This window comes from Streptomyces sp. NRRL F-525 (assembly GCF_000716605.1).
In the GTDB taxonomy this organism is placed as follows: domain Bacteria; phylum Actinomycetota; class Actinomycetes; order Streptomycetales; family Streptomycetaceae; genus Streptomyces.
Genome location: NZ_JNXE01000032.1, coordinates 1 through 23,799 on the forward strand (window position 1 = coordinate 1; position 23,799 = coordinate 23,799).

Annotated in this window: 16 protein-coding genes; 12 read left to right on the plus strand and 4 right to left on the minus strand. The window is 69.6% G+C overall.

Annotated features, from left to right (window positions below):
- Nucleotides 1–5: 5 nt before the first annotated feature.
- On the minus strand, nucleotides 6–599 hold the full coding sequence (locus OO69_RS34885) for an NADAR family protein (RefSeq protein ID WP_033284907.1): 594 nt from the start codon (nucleotides 597–599) through the stop codon (nucleotides 6–8).
- 211 nt (nucleotides 600–810) lie between these two features.
- Between OO69_RS34885 and OO69_RS34890 the strand changes: the two genes are divergently transcribed.
- The 8 genes from OO69_RS34890 (at nucleotide 811) to OO69_RS34925 (ending at nucleotide 10,489) form a co-directional block, all read left to right on the plus strand.
- A complete protein-coding gene (locus tag OO69_RS34890; RefSeq protein ID WP_033284908.1) occupies nucleotides 811–2,346 on the plus strand; it encodes a gamma-aminobutyraldehyde dehydrogenase in 1,536 nt (511 codons plus the stop codon).
- Nucleotides 2,347–2,402: 56 nt separating this feature from the next.
- A complete protein-coding gene (locus OO69_RS34895; protein WP_033284909.1) occupies nucleotides 2,403–3,650 on the plus strand; it encodes an ABC transporter substrate-binding protein in 1,248 nt (415 codons plus the stop codon).
- Between the two features lie 5 nt (nucleotides 3,651–3,655).
- Nucleotides 3,656–4,810, plus strand: coding sequence for an ABC transporter ATP-binding protein (locus OO69_RS34900; protein ID WP_106971160.1), 1,155 nt, complete (start codon nucleotides 3,656–3,658; stop codon nucleotides 4,808–4,810).
- A complete protein-coding gene (locus tag OO69_RS34905; RefSeq protein ID WP_033284911.1) occupies nucleotides 4,810–5,736 on the plus strand; it encodes an ABC transporter permease in 927 nt (308 codons plus the stop codon). Before OO69_RS34900 ends, OO69_RS34905 begins: the two co-directional genes overlap by 1 nt.
- Entirely contained in the window at nucleotides 5,737–6,537 is an 801-nt protein-coding gene (locus OO69_RS34910; protein WP_033284912.1) for an ABC transporter permease, read from the plus strand. It abuts the gene before it with no gap.
- A gap of 47 nt (nucleotides 6,538–6,584) precedes the next feature.
- Nucleotides 6,585–8,012, plus strand: coding sequence for an NAD(P)/FAD-dependent oxidoreductase (locus OO69_RS34915; protein ID WP_033284913.1), 1,428 nt, complete (start codon nucleotides 6,585–6,587; stop codon nucleotides 8,010–8,012).
- Nucleotides 8,013–8,140: 128 nt separating this feature from the next.
- Complete coding sequence (locus OO69_RS34920; RefSeq protein ID WP_033284914.1) at nucleotides 8,141–8,608, plus strand: hypothetical protein; 468 nt, start codon at nucleotides 8,141–8,143, stop codon at nucleotides 8,606–8,608.
- Between the two features lie 108 nt (nucleotides 8,609–8,716).
- Entirely contained in the window at nucleotides 8,717–10,489 is a 1,773-nt protein-coding gene (locus tag OO69_RS34925) for a chitinase (protein ID WP_106971161.1), read from the plus strand.
- Here OO69_RS34925 and OO69_RS34930 read toward each other — a convergent pair.
- Together OO69_RS34930 and gabT are read right to left on the minus strand one after the other, a co-directional pair.
- Nucleotides 10,428–11,030, minus strand: a complete 603-nt coding sequence (locus OO69_RS34930; protein ID WP_078652704.1) for a phosphatase PAP2 family protein — start codon at nucleotides 11,028–11,030, stop codon at nucleotides 10,428–10,430. The genes OO69_RS34925 and OO69_RS34930 overlap by 62 nt on opposite strands.
- A gap of 499 nt (nucleotides 11,031–11,529) precedes the next feature.
- Nucleotides 11,530–12,864: a 4-aminobutyrate--2-oxoglutarate transaminase gene (gene gabT, locus OO69_RS34935; RefSeq protein WP_033284916.1), complete on the minus strand. Its 1,335-nt coding sequence runs from the start codon at nucleotides 12,862–12,864 to the stop codon at nucleotides 11,530–11,532.
- A 245-nt stretch (nucleotides 12,865–13,109) separates the two neighbouring features.
- Here gabT and OO69_RS34940 point away from each other — a divergent pair, with 245 nt between their 5' ends.
- The 3 genes from OO69_RS34940 to OO69_RS34950 all read left to right on the plus strand — a co-directional run bounded on the left by OO69_RS34940 (nucleotide 13,110) and on the right by OO69_RS34950 (nucleotide 18,815).
- The gene (locus tag OO69_RS34940) at nucleotides 13,110–15,512 is read left to right on the plus strand and encodes an ATP/GTP-binding protein (RefSeq protein WP_033284917.1); all 2,403 of its coding nucleotides are present in this window, start codon (nucleotides 13,110–13,112) and stop codon (nucleotides 15,510–15,512) included.
- 116 nt (nucleotides 15,513–15,628) lie between these two features.
- Complete coding sequence (locus OO69_RS34945) at nucleotides 15,629–17,206, plus strand: PucR family transcriptional regulator (protein ID WP_033284918.1); 1,578 nt, start codon at nucleotides 15,629–15,631, stop codon at nucleotides 17,204–17,206.
- A gap of 163 nt (nucleotides 17,207–17,369) precedes the next feature.
- A complete protein-coding gene (locus tag OO69_RS34950) occupies nucleotides 17,370–18,815 on the plus strand; it encodes an aldehyde dehydrogenase family protein (protein ID WP_106971162.1) in 1,446 nt (481 codons plus the stop codon).
- A 151-nt stretch (nucleotides 18,816–18,966) separates the two neighbouring features.
- Here the strand turns inward: OO69_RS34950 and OO69_RS34955 are convergent, their stop codons facing one another.
- Complete coding sequence (locus OO69_RS34955; protein ID WP_033284920.1) at nucleotides 18,967–21,804, minus strand: glycoside hydrolase family 3 protein; 2,838 nt, start codon at nucleotides 21,802–21,804, stop codon at nucleotides 18,967–18,969.
- A 291-nt stretch (nucleotides 21,805–22,095) separates the two neighbouring features.
- On the opposite strand from OO69_RS34955, the gene OO69_RS34960 reads away from it, so the two are divergent.
- Entirely contained in the window at nucleotides 22,096–23,787 is a 1,692-nt protein-coding gene (locus OO69_RS34960) for an extracellular solute-binding protein (protein WP_033284921.1), read from the plus strand.
- Nucleotides 23,788–23,799: the final 12 nt, after the last annotated feature.

Here is a 23,799-nt window from a genome sequence, read left to right on the forward strand (position 1 = left end):
CCCCGTCACCCCTCCCGCAACCGCCCCCGCGCCACCATCAACGCAAACCCCAACAAATTAGCCCCCCGCCACCGCTCAGGATCCCCCGCCGCCACATCATCCGCAGCCAGCCCAATCCCCCACACCCGGTCAACAGGACTAGCCTCCACCAGCACCCGGTCACCCGTCCCCAGCAAAAACCCCCGCAGCCCCTCATCCGCCGAGAACTTCCGCACACTCCCCTCGACGACAATCCCGAACCGCTCCCGAGCCCAGACCCCCTCGTCGAACCCCCGCACCAACCGCCCCGCCTTCTTCGCCTCGGCCGGATGCCCCGCACCCAACACCCGCGCAAGCGCATCCCCGTCACCGAACAGCCGCGCTTTCCCCGCCATCATCCAGTGCTCGGCAGTCGCATACGACACCCCGTCCACGGTGAACGGCGACGGCCACCACTGACTCAGACAGCTCGCGCTCACACCCCCGTCCGGGCGCGGCCGGTGCCCCCAGAAGTGCAGGTACTTGACCCTCACCCCTGCCCGCACTTCCCTGATCAGCGCTTCCCGCGAATCGATCTTTTCCACGGCCCCCGCCGCGAGCTTCCCCGTGATCTCGTCCATACACGCGAGTCTTGCAGGCACCACTGACACTCCGTCCCCCCTTTTCCACGAGGACTCGACACCTGGTCGACAGATTCCGTCGCGTAACCAAAAGGCAACAACGGAATCACTTGTTGGAGTCCCTTTGCTCTGTCAGGATCGGCATTCAAATCGAGCTGGAGCTACGCCACCCGCCAGCGGACGAAGCGGGGCGAAGGCGGAGGAGAGCGACATGCACAACCCGGGCAGCGTCACCCCGGACCGATTCCCCGCACAGGAGTACTTCGCGGACGGCGCGCAGTTCATCGCGGGCCGCCTGACCAAGGGCACCTCGGGCCACACCCACGCCGTCGTCGACCCGGCCACCGGCGAGGACGTCTACACGTACGAGCTGGCCGGGACGGCCGACGTGGACGCCGCCGTGGCAGCCGCCCGCGCCGCGTTCCCGGCCTGGTCCGGCGCCACCCCCGGCGAGCGCTCCGACGCGCTGCACCGCTTCGCCGCCGTACTCGCCGAGCGCGCGGACGACTTCGCCCGCGCCGAGTCCCTCCAGTGCGGCAAGCCCCTCAAGCTGACCCGCGAGTTCGACGTCCCCGGGACGATCGACAACACATCCTTCTTCGCCGGTGCCGCACGGCATCTGCAGGGGCAGTCGGCCGGTGAGTACTCCGGCGACCACACCTCGTACGTACGCCGTGAACCCATCGGTGTCGTCGGCTCCATCGCGCCCTGGAACTACCCCCTCCAGATGGCCGCCTGGAAGATCCTCCCGGCGATCGCCGCGGGCAACACGATCGTCCTGAAGCCCGCCGAGCTGACCCCGCTCACCTCGCTGATGTTCGCCCAGGCCGCCACCGAGGCCGGCATCCCGGACGGTGTCATCAACATCATCACCGGCAGCGGGAAGGAAGCCGGTGAGCACCTCGTCGGTCACCCCGACGTGGCCATGACGTCCTTCACCGGGTCCACCGCCGTCGGCAAGCGCGTCGCCGAAATCGCGACCGCCACCGTCAAGCGCCTCCACCTGGAGCTCGGCGGCAAGGCACCCTTCGTGGTCTTCGACGACGCCGATCTCGACGCCGCCGTCAACGGAGCCGTCGCCGGTTCGCTCATCAACACCGGGCAGGACTGCACGGCCGCCACGCGCGCGTACGTGCAGCGGCCCCTCTACGACGCGTTCGTCCAGAAGACGGCCGCCCTCATGGCGAGCGTCCGGGTCGGCGATCCCTTCGCCCCGGGCACCGACCTCGGGCCACTGATCTCGCACGTCCAGCGCGACCGCGTCGCCGGTTTCGTCGACCGGGCGCGCGCCTACGCGCGCGTGGTGACCGGCGGCGAGGCTCCTCAGGGAGATCTCAAGAACGGCGCGTACTATCGCCCCACCCTGGTCGCGGACGCCGCCCAGGACAGCGAGATCGTGCAGTCGGAGCTCTTCGGCCCGGTGCTCGTGGTGCTCCCCTTCGACACCGACGACGAAGGCATCGCGCTCGCCAACGACACCCCGTACGGCCTCGCCGCCTCCGCGTGGAGCAAGGACGTCTACCGGGCCAATCGCGCGACCCGCGAGATCAAGGCCGGCTGTGTGTGGATCAACGACCACATCCCGATCATCAGCGAGATGCCCCACGGCGGCTACAAGGCGTCCGGCTTCGGCAAGGACATGTCCGCCTACTCGTTCGAGGAGTACACCCAGATCAAGCACGTCATGTTCGACAACACGGCGGTGGCCCGCAAGGACTGGCACCGCACGATCTTCGGGGACCGATAGCAGAACTGACGGCCGCCCGAGCCGCGGCCGTCTCCTCCCGAAAGGGCAGCACGCGCATGAAGCAGTACGAGCCCGACCGCCTGACCCCGGCCGAAGTGGCCGCCGTGCGGCGCAGCTTCCGCAAGAGCCGGTCCGCGCTGACCCGCCGTTCGGTGCTGCGCGCCTCCGCGGGCGGCGCGCTCGCGGTCGGCGGACTCGGCGCCCTGAGCGGCTGCGGGATCCCCGCGGCCGGCAAGACGCAGGGCGGCGTCTCCGCCGACGACCACTCGGCCACGGAGAAGGAGATCGACTTCTCCAACTGGCCCGAGTACATCGACACGGACGAGAGCGGCAACCACCGTCCGACGCTGGACGCGTTCACCAAGCGGACCGGCATCAAGGTCAAGTACACCGAGGACATCAACGACAACGACGAGTTCTTCGGCAAGATCCAGCCGCAGCTCGCCGCCGGCCAGTCCACCGGCCGCGACCTGATCGTCCTCACCGACTGGCTGGCCGCCCGCATGATCCGCCTGGGCTACGTCCAGAAACTGGACGCGTCGAACCTGCCGCACGCCTACGCCAACCTCTCGGACCAGTTCCGCAGCCCCGACTGGGACCCGGGCCGGGCGTACTCGTACGTGTGGCAGGGCATCTCGACGGTCATCGCCTACAACAAGAAGGCGCTCGACGGGGTCGAGGTGAAGTCGATCTCCGACCTCCTCGACAACCCCAAGCTCAAGGGCCGCGTCGGCTTCCTCACCGAGATGCGCGACAGCGTCGGCATGACCATGCTCGACATGGGCAAGGACCCGGCGAAGTTCACCACCGACGACTACGACGCGGTCATCGCCCGCCTCCAGAAGGCCGTCGACAAGGGCCAGATCCGCCGCTTCACCGGCAACGACTACACGTCCGACCTCACCAAGGGCGACTTCGCCGCGTGCGTCGCCTGGGGCGGCGACATCGTGCAGCTCCAGGCGGACAACCCGGACGTCGGCTACGTCATCCCCGCTGCCGGCTACATGACGTCGACCGACAACATGCTGATCCCCAACAAGGCGCGCCACAAGACGAACGCCGAGCGGCTCATCGACTACTACTACGAGCCCGAGCCGGCCGCCGAACTGGCCGCCTACGTCAACTACGTCAGCCCGGTCGCGGACGTGAAGCCCTACCTCGCCAAGATCGACAAGTCGGCGGCGAGCAACCCGCTGATCCTCCCCGACAAGGCCATGGCCGCCAAGTCGCACGCCTTCCGCTCCCTGAGCTCGAAGGAAGAGACGTCATACCAGCAGAAGTTCGCAAAGCTCACAGGGGCGTGACGACGATGAACACCAAGGACAACAGCGGCGATGTCCGCCTCTCCGGTATCAGCAAGACCTACGACAACGGCTTCACCGCCGTGCAGCCGCTCGACCTGACCGTCCCCCAGGGCTCCTTCTTCGCCCTGCTCGGCGCCTCGGGCTGCGGCAAGACCACCACCCTGCGCATGATCGCGGGCCTGGAGGAACCTTCCTCCGGCACCGTCCACCTCGGCGACCAGGAGGTCACCGACCTCCCGCCGTACAAGCGGCCGGTGAACACCGTCTTCCAGTCGTACGCCCTCTTCCCGCACCTCGACATCTTCGAGAACGTCGCCTTCGGTCTGCGCCGGCGCGGCATCAAGTCGGTGAAGCAGCAGGTCGTCGACATGCTCGACCTGGTCCAACTCGGCGAGCAGGCAAGGAAGAAGCCGCACCAGCTGTCGGGTGGCCAGCAGCAGCGCGTCGCCGTCGCGCGCGCCCTGATCAACCACCCCAAGGTGCTCCTCCTCGACGAGCCCCTCGGCGCCCTCGACCTCAAGCTGCGCCGCCAGATGCAGCTGGAGCTCAAGCGCATCCAGACCGAGGTCGGCATCACGTTCATCCACGTCACGCACGACCAGGAGGAGGCCATGACCATGGCCGACACGGTCGCCGTGATGAACGCGGGCCGCGTCGAGCAACTCGGCTCGCCCAGCGACCTCTACGAGAACCCGAACACCACCTTCGTCGCCAACTTCCTCGGCACCTCCAACCTCATCGAGGCCGAGGTCGACTCCAAGAGCGGCGACGAGATCATCCTCAAGGCGGGCGGCGGCAAGCTCGTCCTGCCCGAGGCGCGATGTTCGGCGCCCACGACGACCGGCGGCAAGGTCCTGGTCGGCGTACGCCCGGAGAAGATCACCCTCACGCACGCCGACGACGCGGGCGAGATCCCGGCCGGCCGCAACCGCATCACCGGCAAGATCGCCGACTCCAGCTTCATCGGCGTCTCCACCCAGTACGTCATCGACAGCCCGGTCTGCCCCGAGTTCGAGGTCTACGCCCAGAACATCGACCGCGACCTCCGGCTGCGGCCCGGCGCCGACGTCGTCCTGCACTGGAACCCGGCCCACACCTTCGGCCTCGACGCCGCCCAGGACATCGACGCGGGCGTCGACATCGAGGAGGAGGCCGCCTGATGGCCGCTGTCACCGAGGCGCCGCCCCTGGCGCCCGCGCCGGAGGAGAAGCCGCCGCGCAAGAAGAGGGGCCGCTGGACGCCGTACTGGCTGCTGCTGCCCGGCATTCTCTGGCTGATCGTCTTCTTCGCGCTGCCGATGATCTACCAGGGCTCCACGTCGATCCAGACGGGCTCCCTGGAGGACGGCTACAAGGTCACCTGGCACTTCGCCACCTACTGGGACGCGCTGTCCGAGTACTGGCCGCAGTTCCTGCGCTCGGTCTTCTACGCCGCCGCCGCGACCATCCTCTGTCTGCTGCTCGGGTACCCGCTGGCGTACCTCATCGCGTTCCGCGCGGGACGCTGGCGGAACCTGATCATGATCCTGGTGATCGCGCCGTTCTTCACCAGCTTCCTGATCCGCACGCTCGCCTGGAAGACGATCCTCGCGGACAGCGGCCCGGTCGTGAGCGTCCTCAACACGCTGCACGTCCTGGACGTCACCAACTGGCTCGGCTGGACGTCGGGGGACCGCGTCCTGGCCACCCCACTCGCGGTCGTCTGCGGACTGACGTACAACTTCCTGCCGTTCATGGTGCTTCCGCTCTACACCTCGCTGGAGCGCATCGACGGACGGCTGCACGAGGCGGCCGGCGATCTGTACGCCAAGCCCTTCACCACCTTCCGCAAGGTCACCTTCCCGCTGTCGATGCCCGGCGTCGTCTCCGGCACCCTGCTGACCTTCATCCCGGCGGCCGGTGACTACGTCAACGCCGAACTCCTCGGCTCCACGGACACCCGCATGATCGGAAACGTCATCCAGACGCAGTTCCTGCGCATTCTGGATTACCCGACAGCGGCCGCTCTCTCCTTCATCCTCATGGCCGCCATTCTCGCCATGGTGACCATCTACATTCGCAAGTCCGGGACGGAGGATCTGGTTTAAATGGCCGTCGTACGCTGGTTCAAGCGTCATTTCGTCGTCATCGCGGGCCTGTTGACCCTCGGATATCTCCTCCTTCCGAACGTCATCGTCACGGTGTTCTCCTTCAACAAGCCGAAGGGGCGCTTCAATTACGAGTGGCAGCAGTTCTCGCTGGACGCCTGGGAGAAGCCGTGCGGTGTCGCCGACATGTGCGGCTCGCTCTCCATCAGCCTCCAGATCGCCGTCTGGGCGACCATCGGCGCCACGCTCCTCGGCACGATGATCGCCTTCGCGCTGGTCCGCTACCGCTTCCGCGCCCGCGGCGCGATCAACTCGCTGATCTTCCTGCCGATGGCGATGCCCGAGGTCGTCATGGCGGCCTCGCTGCTCACCCTGTTCCTCAACATGGGCGCCCAACTGGGCTTCTACACCATCCTGATCGCCCACATCATGTTCTGCCTCAGCTTCGTCGTCACCGCCGTCAAGGCCCGCGTGATGTCGATGGACCCGCGCCTGGAGCAGGCCGCCCAGGACCTCTACGCCGGCCCGGTGCAGACGTTCCTGCGCGTCACCCTGCCGATCGCGGCCCCCGGAATCGCGGCGGGCGCGCTGCTCTCCTTCGCGCTCTCCTTCGACGATTTCATCATCACCAATTTCAACGCGGGTTCGACCGTCACCTTCCCCATGTTCGTCTGGGGTTCGGCACAGCGCGGCACACCCGTTCAGATCAATGTCATCGGTACGACCATGTTCCTCGTCGCCGTATTGTTGGTGCTCGTCTCCATGGCGATCACCAACCGTCGCAACAAGGTGAAGGCATAACCGCAGCAATAGCGCCAACCCTGTGAACCCTGTAGGGAGTTGAAATCATGGCCCCGAGCGCCATGAGCCGCAGCAACAATTGGACCAAGTCCCTTTCCGAAGCACGGCCGGTGCCGTTCTGGCTGGACGACCCCGGCAAGCCCCACCCCGAACCCGCGCTCACCGGCGGCGAGACCTGCGATCTGCTGGTCGTCGGCGGCGGTTACAGCGGACTGTGGACCGCGCTCATCGCGAAAGAGCGCGACCCGCAGCGGGATGTCGTCCTGCTGGAAGGCCGCGAGGTGGGCTGGGCCGCCTCGGGCCGCAACGGCGGTTTCTGCGCCGCCTCGCTCACCCACGGACTCTCCAACGGCCTCACCCGCTGGCCCGACGAGATCCACCAGCTGGAGGAGCTGGGCGCCCGCAACCTCGACGCGATCGAGAGCGCGGTCGCCCGCTACTCCCTGGACTGCGAGTTCGAGCGCACCGGCGAGATCGACGTCGCCACCGAACCGCACCAGGCCGAGGAACTCCACGACTGGTACGGCGAGTTGGAGAGCCAGGGCCTCGCCGACGGCACCGAGTTCCTCGACGCCGAGGCGCTCCGCGAACAGGTCGCCTCCCCGACCTTCCTGGCCGGCCTCTACGACCGTAGAGGCGTCGCGATGCTCAACCCGGCAAAGCTGGCCTGGGGGTTGAAGCGCGCCTGCCTCCAACTCGGCGTCCGCGTCTACGAACACACCCCCGCCCTCGCCCTCAAGCCGTTCGGCGCCGGCATGGCCGTACGCACCCCGTACGGCTCGGTCCGCGCCCGCCGGGTAGCGCTCGGCACCAACATCTTCCCGAACCTGGTCAAGCGCGTCCGCTCGTACACCGTCCCGGTCTACGACTACGCCCTGATGACCGAGCCGCTCTCCGCCGACCAGCTGGCGTCGATCGGCTGGAAGAACCGCCAGGGCCTCGGCGACTCGGCGAACCAGTTCCACTACTTCCGGCTGTCGGCCGACAACCGCATCCTGTGGGGCGGTTACGACGCGATCTATCCCTACGGCGGCCGGGTGCGCGCCGAGTACGACGACCGGCCGGAGACGTACGCCAAGCTGGCCGAGCACTTCTTCACCTGCTTCCCGCAGCTGGAGGGGCTCAACTTCTCGCACGCGTGGGGCGGCGCGATCGACACCTGCTCGCGCTTCTCGGCCTTCTTCGGCACCGCCCACCAGGGCAAGGTCGCGTACGCGGCGGGCTTCACCGGGCTCGGCGTGGGCGCGACCCGCTTCGGCGCGGACGTGATGCTGGACCTGCTCGCGGGGGAGCGGACCGAGCGCACCGAACTGGAGATGGTCCGCAAGAAGCCGCTGCCCTTCCCGCCCGAGCCCTTCGCGTGGACCGGTATCGCGCTCACCAAGTGGTCGCTGGCGCACGCCGATTCACACGGCGGCCGGCGCAACCTCTGGCTGAAGACGATGGACAAGCTGGGCCTCGGCTTCGACAGCTGATCGCCGCCCCTTCTGAGATGTGATCCGGTTCACTCCTTCGTGGTGCCGGAACCCGCGTAATGCCTGGCGGAGACCTCCCTCTCTCCTGTGACGCGACCAGCGTCGACATGAGAAAGGGAGGTCTCCTCATGACTGGGGCGAAGACGGCCGTCGAGTGGCTGGCATCCGTAGCTCCGGATCCGGAGGCCTGCCGCTGGGAATGGGAGCGCAACCCCCTCGGGGTCGCGCTGCTGCCCGCCGGCAAGGCCTGGGACGTACTCATCCTGCCGGGTGAGCTCGGCTATCCCACGCTCGATGTGCTCACCAGGGTCATCGATCAACTGGGCCCGGTACTCGTCGACTTCGGCGACGCACGGATGGGCTTCCTCGTACCGCCCGGCACCGCGAGCCGCTGGCTGGGCACGGGGATCCGTACGGCGGGACTCGGCACCTGGATCGTCGTGCCGTACCCCGGCCGGTCGACCGGCGGAGTCCGCTGGCTGGTACCGCCGGACGGCTCCGGCACCCTCACCGACCCCGCACTCCTCGAACTCGCCATGCACGAGGCGGCGGCGGGCCTGGCCACGGAAGGGGAGGACGGGAGGACGGGTAACTGATCGAGGTCTTGACAAGCTAATTGGTCTGGACCAAATTGGGCGCGCTCCACCCCTCCAATTCCCCCATGCCCGGAGGCACTTGTGGACCGCACCAGACCCGTCCTGACCATGCTCACGGTCGCGGCCTTGGCCGTGTCCGGATTCACCGCGCTCTCGTCGGCCGCCCGTGCGGCCGACGCGGACCTGGCGAAGAACGGAGGCTTTGAAGCAGGCCTCGACAGTTGGTCCTGTACCGCGAACAGCGGTACGGCGGTCAAGTCGCCCGTGCACGGCGGCAGTTCGGCGTTGCAGGCGACCCCGGCCGGCAACGACTACGCCCAGTGCGCGCAGACGGTGACCGTGCAGCCCAACTCCCAGTACTCGCTCGCCGGTTACGTCCGCGGCAGCTACGTCTACCTCGGCGCGAGCGGCACCGGCACCACCGACGTCTCCACCTGGACCCAATCGGCCCCCGACTGGCAGCAGTTGACGACCAGCTTCCGCACCGGCCCGTCCACCACCAAGGTCACGATCTACACCCACGGCTGGTACGCCACCGGCGCCTACTACGCCGACGACATCTCCCTCATCGGCCCGGCAGGCACCGTAGGACAGCCGCCCGCCACCCCGACGGGCCTGACCGCAGGCACCGTGACGTCCTCCTCCGTCGCCCTCTCCTGGTCCGCCGTCACCGGCGCGACGAGTTACGCGATCTACCGGGACGGGGTCAAGGTCCAGACGGCGAGCGGCACTTCGGCCACCGTGAGCGGGCTGTCGGCCGCGACGGCTTACAGCTTCCAGGTCACCGCGGTGAACGACGCGGGCGAGTCCGCGAAGTCGACGGCGGTCACCGCGACGACGTCCACCGGCTCGGGCCCGACCTCCGGCCTGCCCACCCACGCCCTGGTCGGCTACCTCCACGCCAGCTTCGCCAACGGCTCCGGCTACACGCGCCTGGCCGACGTACCCGACAGCTGGGACGTCATCGACCTGGCCTTCGGCGAACCCACCTCCGCGACCTCGGGCGACATCCGCTTCAACCGCTGCCCGGTCAGCGAGTGCGCGAACGTCGAGAGCGACGCCGACTTCAAGGCCGCGATCAAGGCCAAACAGGCGGCGGGGAAAAAGGTGTTGATCTCCATAGGCGGCGCCAACGGCCAGGTCCAGCTGACCACGACGGCGGCCAGGGACACCTTCGTCTCGTCCGTCTCGAACATCATCGACACCTACGGACTCGACGGCCTGGACATCGACTTCGAGGGCCACTCACTGTCGCTGGACGCGAGCGACACGAACTTCAAGAGCCCCACAACTCCCGTGGTGGTCAACCTCATCGCGGCCCTGAAGACCCTGAAGGCCAAGTACGGCGCGAAGTTCGTGCTGAGCATGGCGCCGGAGACGTTCTTCGTGCAGATGGGCTACCAGTTCTACGGCACCGGCAAGTTCGGCGGTCAGGACCCGAGGTGCGGGGCGTATCTCCCCGTCATCTACGCCCTGCGCGACGACCTCACCCTGTTGCACGTCCAGGACTACAACTCGGGCCCGATCATGGGCCTCGACAACCAGTACCACACCATGGGCGGCGCCGATTTCCACATCGCGATGACGGACATGCTGCTCACGGGCTTCCCGGTCGCGGGCGACACGACCAACATGTTCCCGGCCCTGCGCCCCGACCAGATCGCCATCGGCATGCCAGCGTCGGTCAACGCGGGCAACGGCTATGTCGCCCCGGCCGAGGTCACCAAGACCCTGGACTGCCTGACGAAGAAGGTGAGTTGCGGCTCGTACGCGACCCACGGCACCTGGCCGACCCTGCGCGGCCTGATGACCTGGTCGATCAACTGGGACCGCTACTCGAACTGGGAGTTCCAGAAGACGTTCGACGGCTACTTCGGCTGAGGAACAGCCGTAGCGAAGTGAGCAGCACCGTACCGAGGCACCAACTGGCCACCACGTCCAATGGCCAGTGGTAACCCCGGCGGACCAGCCCGAAGCTGACGGCCGCGACCAACAGGGCGCAGGCGATGACCAGTTCACGGCGCGCGTACGTCGTCCGGAGCCAGGGGAGGAGGAGCAGCGTCGAGGCGCCGTACGCGATCATCGCGGTGGCCGTGTGGCCCGAGGGGTAGTAGCCGGTGCCGGGCGGGACCGCCGGGGTGCCGCCGCGGGCGATCAGTTCCTTGAGGGGGACGACGATCGCCGGGACCAGGGCCATCAGCACGGCCGCCGCGAGGGGCGGCAGCCACCAGCGGTCCGTACCACTGGCACGGCCGCGCCAGCCGACGTAGACGAGGGCGACGACGAGGACGGGGACCGCGACCTGGATGTTGCCGAGGTCGGCGAGGAGTTCGGAGGCGCGGTCCGGGTGGACGAGGGCGCGGCTGAGGCGGGTGTCCAGGCGGAGGAGGGGGCCGTCGGCCGCGACCTGCCAGGTGATCACCGCGAAGAGGAGCGCGGGAAGGGCGAGAAGCAGCCAGAGAAAGGAGGTCGGCCGACCTGGAACAGGGGGGGTAGTTCCAGGCCGGCCGTCCGGATCGGCGGGTCGGCCGCCCCGGGGGGTTTGGGGCGGGCGACTGTCCGATCGGTGAGGAGATTCGGAGCCAGAGGCTCCTGTTGTGTGCGCGAGGGCACGACCAGGTCGAAGCTGGGGAGGCCCCGGCCTGAAGTCGCCCACAGTCCCCTGTGGGCGGGGTGTATCTCTCATCTGGGTAGAACCTACGGCAGTGGCTGCGGGTACGACAGGCGGAATCGCGTCCCGTCATGCACCCCGCACACCTTCTTCACACGGCCTGACGCCCGCCGCCCCGCCCGTGGAATCGCTGTGGATGAAACGGGTGGGGCGGTTGGGGCGCGTGAGGCTCAACTCCTGTGCGGGAGCTGGGAGTTGCGTGTGGCCGGGAGGTACGGGCGGGGGTGGATCGGACGCGGCCGGGGGTGGCTCAGATACGTGCGAACGCCTGCTCGATGATGTCGAGCCCCTCGGTCAGCAGGTCCTCCCCGATGACCAGCGGGGGCAGGAAGCGCAGCACGTTGCCGTAGGTGCCACAGGTCAGGACCAGCAGCCCCTCCTGGTGGCACGCCTTGGCGAGCGCGGCGGTCGCCTCCGGGTTCGGCTCCTTGGTCGTACGGTCCTTGACGAGCTCGATGGCGATCATCGCACCGCGTCCGCGCACGTCGCCGATGATGTCGAACTTCTCCGCCATGGCCCCGAGCCGGACCTTCATGACCGACTCGATGTTCTTGGCCTTGGCGTTGAGGTCAAGCTCCTTCATGGTCTCGATGGCGCCGAGCGCACCGGCGCAGGCGACGGGGTTGCCGCCGTAGGTACCGCCCAGCCCACCGGCGTGCGCGGCGTCCATGATCTCGGCGCGCCCGGTGACGGCGGCGAGCGGCAGCCCGCCCGCGATGCCCTTCGCGGTCGTGATCAGATCCGGGACGACACCCTCGTCCTCACACGCGAACCACTGACCCGTACGGCAGAACCCGGACTGGATCTCGTCGGCGACGAAGACGATGCCGTTGGCCTTGGCGAATTCACTCAGCGCGGGCAGGAAACCCTTGGCCGGCTCGATGAAACCGCCCTCGCCGAGGACCGGCTCGATGATGATCGCGGCGACGTTGTCGGCGCCGATCTGCTTGTTGATCATGTCGATGGCCTGCGCGGAGGCCTCGGCACCGGCGTTGTCCGGACCCGTCGGCCAGCGGTAGCCGTAGGCGACCGGGACGCGGTAGACCTCGGGCGCGAACGGCCCGAAGCCGTTCTTGTACGGCATGTTCTTCGAGGTCAACGCCATCGTGAGGTTGGTCCGGCCGTGGTACCCGTGGTCGAAGACGACGACGGCCTGCCGCTTGGTGTAGGCCCGCGCGATCTTCACGGCGTTCTCGACGGCCTCGGCGCCGGAGTTGAACAGCGCGGACTTCTTGGCGTGGTCACCCGGGGTCAGCTCGGCGAGGGCCTCGGCGACCTCGACGTAGCCCTCGTAGGGCGTGACCATGAAACAGGTGTGGGTGAAGTCGGCGAGCTGCGCGCTCGCCCGGCGTACGACGGCCTCGGCGGAGGCGCCGACGGATGTCACGGCGATACCGGAACCGAAGTCGATGAGCCGGTTCCCGTCGACGTCCTCGATGATCCCGCCGCCGGCGCGCGCGGTGAACACGGGCAGCACGGAGCCCACACCGGCCGCGACCGCGGCGGTACGGCGGGCCTGCAGCTCCTGCGACTTCGGGCCGGGGATGGCGGTGAGAACGCGGCGCTCCTGCGGAACAGCGGTCATGAGGGGCTCCTGGGGTGGTGCGGACGCTTTTCTTCTTTCTTCCTTTCTCGCAGGCTAGGGCGGGTGGCCGGGGGTGGGCATGCTCCATGTGGGCGGTGTCGGGGGTGGGGGTTGTCCGTGGTGGACAGTGCCGGGATCACGAGGATCGGTGTGGACCCGGCCCCGTAAGCGGTGAACTCCCCTTGTGGGCGCGTTAGATTGACTCGCTGACGGTGTACGGAACGGCTGGTCAAGGGGCGAGGGCGATGGACAGCGACGGGACGCGGGACGCGCGACACACACAGGCGAATCCTGTGCCGCGTCCGGCGGGACCGGCGGACCCGCCGGGACAGCACGCCGTACCGCCGAGGCCGGCGCACGCGCCGAGCGCGGCCGGCCCCACCGTGGCCGACTGGCTCGACGAACCCCGGCCCGCCGCCGGACCCGGCATCTGGCGCTTCGGATACCGCGTGCCCAAGCCGGAGCGGAGCACGGAGCGGCTGTCACCGATCACCATCGTCGGCGTCGTCGTCCCCCTCGTCGTGGGCATGGTGCTGTGGTCGCTGTGGAAGCACGGCAGCATCCCCTACCAATGGGCACTGCTGAGGGTGCTCACCCCGGGCGACTGGTGGTGGGCCGGCACCACGACACCCAAGGGCAAGGGCCTCGACGCCGTGACGGTCGCCGACGGCGTCTTCTTCGGCATCCTGGTCTACGGCATGGGGCGCCTGGGGAGCTGGCCGGAGATCATCCGGCACCTCGTCACCCGCCGCCCGCAGCCGGCCAGGGCGCTGCTCGCCCTGCTGGGCGCCGTGATCGCCGTGAACCTGGTGGTGGTCCCGAAGATCTTCCCCGGTGTCGGCTGGAGCGCGCTTCCGGTCGCCGGTCCGGTGTACCACCTCGTCAACCTCTTCCCGGGCGGCTACGACTTCATCTCCACGCCGCTGGTGGGCAACCTGCTCTACCTGGTCATCGGTCTGCTGGTCGTCTGGCCGTTCGCCCGCATCGGCGGCTGGCTGTCACTGCTCCGGGAGCGGTCCGGCGCGGGCGACACCGCGGCTACGGCGGTCGTCCCCGGGCAGGCACCGGGCGCCGGGTCACGGTCGCACTGGGCCGAGCTGCGGGAGGCGGGACAGTTCGAGGCCGCGGACGTCCTCACCGCCGAGGTGCGGGCGGGGCGGATGAACGACGTGGACTGCGCGCGCGTCGAGCACGCCTGGAAGCGGGCCCGGCGGACCGGCGACCTCACGTCCTTCACCCAGACCGTGCTGCGCTCCGGGGGCGGCGCCTGGATCCACCCCTCCGGCTCCCGCGACCTGCCGAGCCGCACCGCGCGGCACGACCTGCTCGACGGCCAGGTGCGGATCGGCACCTGGGCGCCGGGTGAGCGCATCCCGCTCGCCTATCGCGGCGTCGGCAGCGCGCTCGGCCCGGACACGCTGGGGACCTCGCTGCTAGTCGTAGGGCCCTCGGGCTCGGGCAAGACGCGGCACGTGGTCCGGCCGGTGGTCGAGAACCTCACCCTCCAGGCCCTCACCGGCCGGTGCGCCGTCGTCGTGGTGTGCGCCACCGGTGCGCCGCTCGGCCCGGACGAAGCGTTCGACGTGATCGTCCGCGTCGGCGACCCGGCGTCCGTCCACGACCTCGACCCGTACGCCGAGTCCCACGACCCCGACGAGGCCGCCGCCCTGCTCGCGGAGGCGCTCGTCGGCGACCTCGACTCCGTGGACACCCAGCGTTCCGCCACCGTCCTGGCTCAGCTCCTCGGCCCCTACCGGGCCGCGTACGGCAGGTTCCCCGCACTGCCCGTGCTGCGCGAACTCCTCGAGAGCGAGCCGAGGGCCCTGGCGGAACTGAGTGCCGCACTCACCGACGACCGGCACGCCGTGATGCGCCGCGAACTCGACTCCCGCATGCGCCATGCCGGCGGTGGCAACGACCCAGGCCAGGCCCTCGCCGACCGGCTCGCGCTGCTCGACCGCCCGGTGTTCGCCGAGTTCTTCGGCGCGGGGGGCGGGACCGTACGGCCGTTTTCGCTGCGGGCCGTCGCCCATCACCCTCTGCGCGTCCGGATCGACCTGCCCGAGCACGGGCACGACGAGGCGGCCCGGCTGCTCACCCGGCTGGTCCTCGCGCAATTCGCCGCGGTGGTCCGGGGCCGTGAGCGCGGGCACTTCGCCTGCCTCGTCCTCGACGACGCCACCGGCACGGTGAACACCGAGTCGCTGCGCCGGATCCAGCGGCTGCGCTCCGAGGACGCGGGTGTCGTCCTCGCCCTGCGCACCGTCGGCGACGTGCCCGAGGCCCTGCACGGCCCGCTGTACGGCGCCGTCGGCTGCCGTATGGCGCTGGCCGGCGTCACCACCTGGGACGGCAGCCGCTTCGCCCACGCCTGGGGCACCGAGTGGGTGGAGACCAAGGACGTCGCCAAGCACACCGTCTTCGCCGACCAGCCCATGACCCGCGCCATCCACGCCCTCCGCAAGCTGGTCACCGGCAAGGCCGTCACCACGGAGGCCGTGACCGTCCGCCAGGTAGAACGTGAGCGCTGGTCCGCGTCCGAACTGGCGCACGGGGTGCCCGCCGGGCACGCGGTGCTGTCCCTGACCAGCGTGAAGGGGGAGCACGCGCCGCCGCTGCTGGTGGATCTGCGAGCCCAAGGCCGCTGAACCGGACATACGGGTACGTGGTGACCATACGGTGAGGCAGAATCGGCACAGGCCGTTCATACGCGGCGGCCAAAAGATCGACATGATCGCCCGTTCTTCCTCCACCTGAAGGCACCATGCCCCCCACCCTCGCCTCCCTCGTCCACCACTCCGCGCTCAAGCTCACCGTGCGCGCAGGCGAGGACCGGCTGGACGTGCCCGTGCGGTGGGTGCATGCCAGTGAGCTGGCGGATCCGGTGCCGTACATGGAGGGCGGCGAGCTGCTGCTGATCACCGCGCTGAAGCTGGACGCGGAGGACGCGAAGGCCATGCGCCGGTATGTGAAGCGGCTGGTGGGCGCGGGGGTCGTAGGGCTGGGGTTCGCCGTCGGCGTCAATTACGACGAGATCCCGAAGGCGCTCGTCGACACGGCGGCGGAAGAGGGGCTGCCGCTCCTCGAAGTCCCCCGCCGCACCCCCTTCATCGCGATCAGCAAGGCCGTCTCCGCAGCGATCGCCGCCGACCAGTACCGCTCCGTCACCGCCGGCTTCGCCGCCCAGCGCGAGCTCACCAAGCAGGCCCTCACCGACGGCCCCGAGGGACTCCTCTCCGCCCTCGCCGCGCAGGTCGACGGCTGGGCCGCGCTCTACGACGCGTCCGGCGCCGTCGTCGCCACCGCCCCGGAGTGGGCCGGCCGCCGTGCCGCCCGGCTCACGGCGGACGTGGAGCGGTTGCGGGACCGGCCCGCACCGGCCTCCTCGGTGGTCGGCGGTCCTGACAACGAGGACCGCGTCGAACTGCACACCCTCGGCACCGGCCGCCGCCCCCGCGCCGCACTCGCCGTAGGGACCGCGTCCGCGCTCGGGACGGCGGAACGGTACGCCGTGCACTCCGCGATCGCGCTGCTGACCCTCACCACGGAACGCTCGCGGTCGCTCCAGGCCGCCCATGAGCGGATCGGCGCGGCCGTGCTGCGGCTGCTGCTCGCCGGGCACCCGGACCACGCGCGGGCGGTCGCCGGGGATCTGTACGGCGGGCTGCTCGACGCGCCGTTCCGGATCGTCGTGGGGGAGTCGACGGACGGTGAGCCCCTGGACGGGCTCGCCGAGATCGTCGAGTCGGCCGCCGCACGCTCCGGCGAGGCCGTCCTCGTCGTACCGGAAGGGCCGGAACGGCTGGTGGCGCTCGCCGTCGACGGCGGAGCCGCGGTCGAGGCGTGCGCGGAGTACGCGGCGACGCTGGAGGGCGAGCGGGCGGTCGGCGGACAGGAACAGGGCGGCGAGGAGCATGGACTCGTCGTGGGGCTCTCCGCGCCCGCCGGGCCCATCGCCGCGGCGGCCGCGTACAAGCAGGCCGAACAGGCGTTGTCCGTGGCGCGGAGGCGGGGGCGGGTGCTCGTCGAGCACGAGCAACTGGCCGCCGGGTCTGTGCTGCCGTTGCTCGCCGACGACGCGGTGCGCGCCTTCGCGGACGGGTTGCTACGGCCGCTCGCCGAGCACGACGCCACCGGGCGCGGGGATCTCGTCGCCTCGCTGCGGGCCTGGCTCTCCCGGCACGGGCAGTGGGACGCGGCGGCCGCGGACCTCGGGGTGCACCGGCACACCCTGCGGTACCGGATGCGGCGGGTCGAGGAGATCCTCGGGCGCTCGCTGGACGATCCGGACGTACGGATGGAGTTGTGGCTCGCGTTGAAGGCGACGGCCGCCGCGGAGTAGGCGGCATCTGCCGAACTGGAGTGTCCCGGCCCGGCACTGCTACGGCTCGGACAAACGCACCCCCGCTTCCCCGCACCTACGGTGGAGCGAGTAGGACCAAGGAACACCGAGTACAAGCACCCCCAACGCGGAAGGGCCGGCACACGCAATGCCCAACGAATCTGTGGCAGTCACCCACGCCTTCTGGCTCGCCGGCCGCCAGGCCACCGGCGAGGACACCTTCGACGTCACCTCGCCCTGGGACGGCCGCCTCGTAGGCAAGGTCAGCGTGCCGACCGACGCCCAGGTCGAGGAGGCGGTGGCCGCCGCGTACGCCGTACGGGACGAGTTCGCCGCCACCCCCGCCCACGTCCGCGCCGCCGCCCTCGACCACGTCAGCCGACGTCTCGTCGAGCGCACCGAGGAGATCGCGCAGCTGATCTCCGCCGAGAACGGCAAGCCGATCAAGTGGGCCCGCGGTGAGGTCGGCCGTGCGGTGTCCGTGTTCCGGTTCGCGGCGGAGGAGGCCCGGCGCTTCAACGGCGGCGAGGCCCAGCGCCTCGACACCGACGCCGGCGGCCAGGGCCGGCTCGCCCTCACCCGGCGTTTCCCGAAGGGCGTCGTCCTCGGCATCGCGCCCTTCAACTTCCCGCTGAACCTCTGCGCCCACAAGATCGCCCCCGCGATCGCGGCCGGCGTGCCGATCATCCTCAAGCCGGCCCCGGCCACCCCGCTCTCCGGCCTGATCATCGGCGATCTGCTCGCCGAGACCGAGCTGCCCGCCGGTTCGTGGAGCGTCCTGCCGGTCGCCAACGACCACATGCCCGCCCTCGTCCAGGACGAGCGGCTGCCGGTGATCTCCTTCACCGGTTCGGAGAAGGTCGGCTACGCGATCATGGACTCGGTGCCGCGCAAGCACTGCACCCTGGAGCTGGGCGGCAACGGCGCGGCCGTGGTCCTCGGGGACTACTCCTCCGACGCCGACCTCGACTGGGCCGCGACCCGCATCGCCACCTTCTCGAACTACCAGGGCGGCCAGTCCTGCATCTCCGTGCAGCGCGTCATCGCGGATGCCTCGGTCTACGACCGGCTGCTCCCGCGCATAGTCGCCGCCGTCGAGGCCCAGGTCACCGGCGACCCGAGCGACGACAAGACCGACGTCGGGCCGCTGGTCAGCGAGGCCGCCGCGCAGCGCGTCGAGTCGTGGGTCCAGGAGGCCGTCGAAGCCGGCGCCACCCTCCTCACCGGCGGCAAGCGCGACGGCGCCTCGTACGCGCCGACAGTCCTCACCGACGTACCGGCCGACACGACGATCTCCTGCGAGGAGGTCTTCGGACCGGTGCTGACCGTGACGAAGGTGGACGGCGAGGCCGCCGCCTTCGCCGCCGCCAACGACTCCAAGTACGGCCTCCAGGCAGGGGTGTTCACCCACGACGTGCAGGTCGCCTTCCGCGCCCACCGCGCGCTCGAGGTCGGCGGTGTCGTGATCGGCGACGTCCCGTCCTACCGCGCCGACCAGATGCCGTACGGGGGCGCCAAGCAGTCCGGCGTCGGCCGCGAGGGCGTCAAGTTCGCGATGGACGACTACACCTACGAGCGGGTGCTGGTCCTCACGGGCCTCGCGCTCTGACCGGGCTCGGGAGGGGAGCGGTCGCTCTGACCGTTCTCTCACCGAGCGGCCCTAGCTAATGGGATCCATTTTCATATAGCCTCCTCGAAGGGGCCCGGCACCGATGCCTTCCGGTGCCGGGCCCCTTCTCTGTGTCGACCCCTCCGGACCCTCAGCCGGAGAAGCCGACATGCGCGAGCCGCAACGGCCCACGCAGCTTCAGGTGCACATCGTGCACGCCCTCGGCGACGATCCCGGCGCCGAGCGTGGTGTAGTCGTACGGGCCCGATGCCGGTGCGGGCAGGGCGAGTTGGGCGAGCGCCGGGCCGCCGTCCAGGGACAGTTCTACGACGCCCTCGCCCGCGACCTCGACGGTCACCTCGGTGACGCCGGCGCCGAAGTCGCAGTGGCGGTAGGTCAGTTCGGCCGTGCCGCCCTGTGTCGGGGTGACCGCGTCGCCCGTCACCTTCGTGCGGTCGACGATCTCGCCGCCGGACTGCTCGTCGAAGTCGGCCGCGTCCAGGCCGTGTTGGAGGACTGCGCGGGGTGCGGCGGGCTCGCCGGTGAGCGTCACCGTCGTACGGAGGCGGATGTCCTCGCTGGAGGCGCCGACGAGGAGGTCGTACCCGCCCGGTTCGACGCGGTGGGCGCCCCGCGCCACGTCCCAGAACTCGAAGGCGGACAGCGGGACTTCGAAGGAGAGCACCGCTGCCTCGCCCGGTTCGAGGGTCACGCGGCGGTGTGCGATCAGTTCGCTGAACGGGCGGGGGACCGACGGGCTCACGGCGCTGGTGTACAGCTGCGCCACCTCGTCAGCTGTCACATCGCCGGTGTTGGTGACCGTGAACTGCACGTGCACCGCGTCGAGTTCGACCCGTGCCGTCAGGTGGCCGTACACGAAGGACGCGTACGACAGTCCGTGCCCGAACGGGAACAACGGCGTGCCCTCGAAGTAGAGGTACGTCTGGCGGCCGCCGATCACGTCGTAGTCGAGGAGGTCGGGCAGGTCGGCGTCGGCCGCGTACCAGGTCTGGGGGAGGCGGCCGGCGGGGGAGACGTCGCCGGCGAGGACGCGGGCCAGGGCCGTGCCCGCCGCCTGGCCGCCGTGGGCGGTCCACAGGAGCGCCGGGAGGTCGGCCGGATCGACCGTGTACGGGTACGCGGAGACCAGGGCCAGGACCGTGTTCGGGTTGGCGGCGCGGGCCGCGCGCAGCAAGCGCTGCTGCTGGGCGGGGAGTTGGAGTGTCGTACGGTCCTCGGTCTCGCGGCCGTTGATGTGCGGGTCGTTGCCCGCGACGACGAGCACCACGTCCGCCGCCTGTGCGACCCGGGCCACCGCGTCCTCGCCGCGCTCGGCGATCACCAACTCGAAGATTTCTCCGCCCTCTTCGGCAACCTTCACGCCGTCGGCGGCGACAGAGACGTGGCGACCCGTACCGATGTGCCGCAGGAGGTGACCGTTCTCATGGGGTTCCAGGCGGAATGTCTCCTGGACGACCCAGCCTCCGGGCTGGTCGGCGGAGGCGCGGACGTAGCCGTCGTCGGCGACCGAGAGGTAACGGCCGTCGGGCGCGCGGAGGGTGAGGACGCCCTCGCCCCAGTCGACGAGGGCGAGTTCGGTGCCGGTGTCGTCCGTGATGAGGGGCGGGAGGTCGGTGCGGCCCGCGAGGAGGGCCGGGTCCAACGCGCCCTCGGCGCCGCGTACTTCGTCGGCCACGTCCACCAACGGGACGTGCAGGTAGGCGCCTTGGGCGGTGCGCAGCCGGACGCGGTCCACGCCCTCCGCGAACTCGACGCGCTCGGCGCCGAATCGCTCGTACACGCCCTCCAGCGGAGTGGAGCGGTGGATCAACGTGCCGCTGTACCAGTCGAGTTTGCACTCGTCCGCGAGCAGTCCGACGACGGCGAGGCGGGTGTCGTGGGCGAGGGGCAGCAGCCCGGTGTCGTTCTTGAGGAGGACCACCGCCTGTTCGGCGGCCTCCTGGGCGAGGGCCCGGTGCGCCGGGGTGTCGAAGTCCTCGGTGCCGGTGTGCGGGTCGTGCGCCGGGTCGAACTCGCCGAGCCGGAACCGCACCGAGAGCTGACGGCGGACCGCCGCGTCGACGTCGGCCTCCGTCAACAGGCCCTGGTCCAGGGCGCCTTGGACCCGGGCCACGATCGTCGAACCGTCCGTGCCGTGGTCGGTGAAGCTGTCCACGCCGGAGAGGAGCGAGGCCGCCGTCGCCTCCTCGTGGGTGTCGAAGTAGTGCTCGGAGTCGACCAGGTTGGAGGGCGCGCCCGCGTCCGAGCAGACCAGCAGGTCCTCGTCGGTCCAGGTGCGCAGGTGCTCGCGGAGATACGGCGAGACGTGGTTGGGGCGGCCGTTGACCAGGTTGTACGCGGGCATCACGCCCGCCACCGCGCCCGCCTCGACCGTCTCGCGGAAGGCGCGCAGGTCGTACTCGTGCAGCACGCGCGGGCGGACGGACGAGGACGAGATGTCGCGGCCCGTCTCGTTGTTGTGGGCGAGCCAGTGCTTGAGGACGGGGGCCGTGCGCCAGTACGTCGGGTGGTCGCCGCGCAGGCCGCGCGTGTACGCGGTGGCGATCGCGGAGGTCAGCTTCGGGTCCTCCGAGTAGCCCTCCTCGTTACGGCCCCACAGCGGGTGGCGCAGCAGGTTCACGGTCGGGGACCACACGTTGAGGCCGACGCGGTCGTCGCGGGCGCGCATCGCGCGGACCTCCTTGGACACCGCGTCGCCGACCCGTCGTACGAGATCCTCGTTCCAGGTCGCGCCCAGGCCCACCGCCTGCGGGAAGACCGTCGCCGGGCCCATCCACGCGACGCCGTGCAGGGCCTCCTGGCCGGTGCGGAACGCGGCCACGCCCAGCCGCTCCACGGCGGGCGCGTACTGGTGCAGGAAGCCGACCTTCTCGTCGGGGGTGAGCCGTGCCAGCAGGTCGTCGATGCGCTTCGCGAACGGCAGGTGCGGATCGCGGAAAGGCGGCGTAGGCGGCGTTTGTGCGGTCACGTGGGGTTCCCCTTGCGATGGAGCGGTGCGGCTCTTTCGAAGCGCTTCGATGCTGATTCGATGCGGGTCAGGTGTCAAGAGACCTTCACCGTTATTTCAAGCAGCACATACGGACAGGTCATGCCGTGCGCCTCCGAGGAATCTTGGGAGCGACCCTTGTGCACCCTTGGGTGTTCACTTAACCTCGCAGCAACATCGAAGCGCTTCGACTAAGTGCTCTGTTCCACTCAAGACACCGCAGCCGACGGCTCCACCGCCGGGTGTCCTGGTGCGCCATGAAGGGTTGACGCAATGACGCCGAACGCCTCCGCCGCCTCCGCTCCCAGCCGGAGAAGCTTCCTCGCCTCCACGGCGGTCGTCGCCGCAGCGGTGGCGGGAGGGGTACCGCTGCTCTCCGCCTGCGGGGCCTCGGACAGCGGGTCGGGCGGGGGCAGTTCGGAGGGCAAGGGCGTCAAGAAGCTGCTGCCGGCGTTCGTGGCCAGCAACGTGGTGACCCCGGACCTCCCCTCCAAGAACGGCTCGGCGATCGGCTTCTCCAGCAAGCTGGACCTCGCCACGCTGAAGACCTCGGTGCCGAAGAAGCTCGGCAAGGGCGGCAAGGTCACCATCATGGCGCCGTTCTGGGGCTCCCCGCCGAAGAGCGACAACGCCTACTACAAGGCGATGAACAGCCTCATCGGCGTCGACGTGGCCTGGCAGAACCAGGACGGCAACACCTACGACCAGAAGCTCGGCGCGGTGCTCGCCTCCAGCGACATCCCGGACGTCGTGGTCGTCCCCGGCTGGAACATGGGCGGCAAGATACCCAGCGCCATCATCGGCAAGTTCGCCGACCTCGGCCCCTACCTCGCCGGCGACAAGGTCAAGGACTACCCGAACCTCGCGGCGATCCCGTCCGACGCCTGGCAGCGCTGCATCTTCGGCGGCAAGCTGCGCGGACTGCCGATGCCGTCCTCGTACGTCCCCAACATCGTGCCGCTCTACCGCAAGGACATCTTCGACAAGGAGGGGTACGAAGTCCCCACCTCCGCCGACGAGTTCATGGCCCTGGCCAAGGAGATCACCAACGCCAAGGCCAAGCGCTGGGCCTGCCTGGACATGAAGTGGACCGCCTTCAACATGTGGGGCGTGCTCTCCGGCAGCGAGAAGTCGCTCGGCTGGAACCTCGTCGACGGCAAGCTGGTCAACCGCGTCGAGACCCCGGAGTACCTCGAAGCGCTGGAGTGGACCCGCAAGCTGTTCGCCGCCGGATACGTGCACCCCGACGCCAAGCTGGGCAAGAGCGCGGCCACCGACCCGGGCCCCAAGTTCGCGGCGGGCGAGTTCCTCATCTACCCCCAGGACATCTCGCAGTGGTGGAGCCGCACCGCCGAACAGGCCACCCAGAACCCGTCCTACAAGATCTGGGGCATGGACCTCTTCGGCCACGACGGCGGCGACCCGACCCTCTGGGCCGGCGAACCGGCCAACATCTTCGCCTTCATCAGCAAGAAGGCCTCCGAGTCCGTGATCCATGACGTGCTCGCCGTCGCCAACGTCACCGCCGCGCCGTACGGCACCAAGGAGTACATGCTCACCAACTACGGCGTGGAGGGCACCCATTACTCCGTCAAGAACGGTGTTCCCACCAAGACCGACCAGGGCAACAACGAGGTCATCAACGCCTACGTGATGGTCGCCAGCCCCGCCGCCACCATCGCGCACCCCGACTTCCCCGAGGTCGCCAAGGCGCAGGTCGAGTGGCAGCAGCGGATGGGCGCCTTCACAAAGAAGTCGAGCTTCTACGGCCAGCAGATCACCGAGCCGAGCCGCTACACCAACCTCCTCAACGACTTCGAGCAGTTGGAGGACGACATCACCCGCGGCCGCAAGAAGATCAGCGACATGCAGCAGGCCGTCTCCGACTGGAAGAGCAAGGGCGGCGACCAACTCCGCGCCTGGTACCAGAAGTTGCTCGACGACAACGGCACGGCGGCGAGCTGACCGGGTACCGAG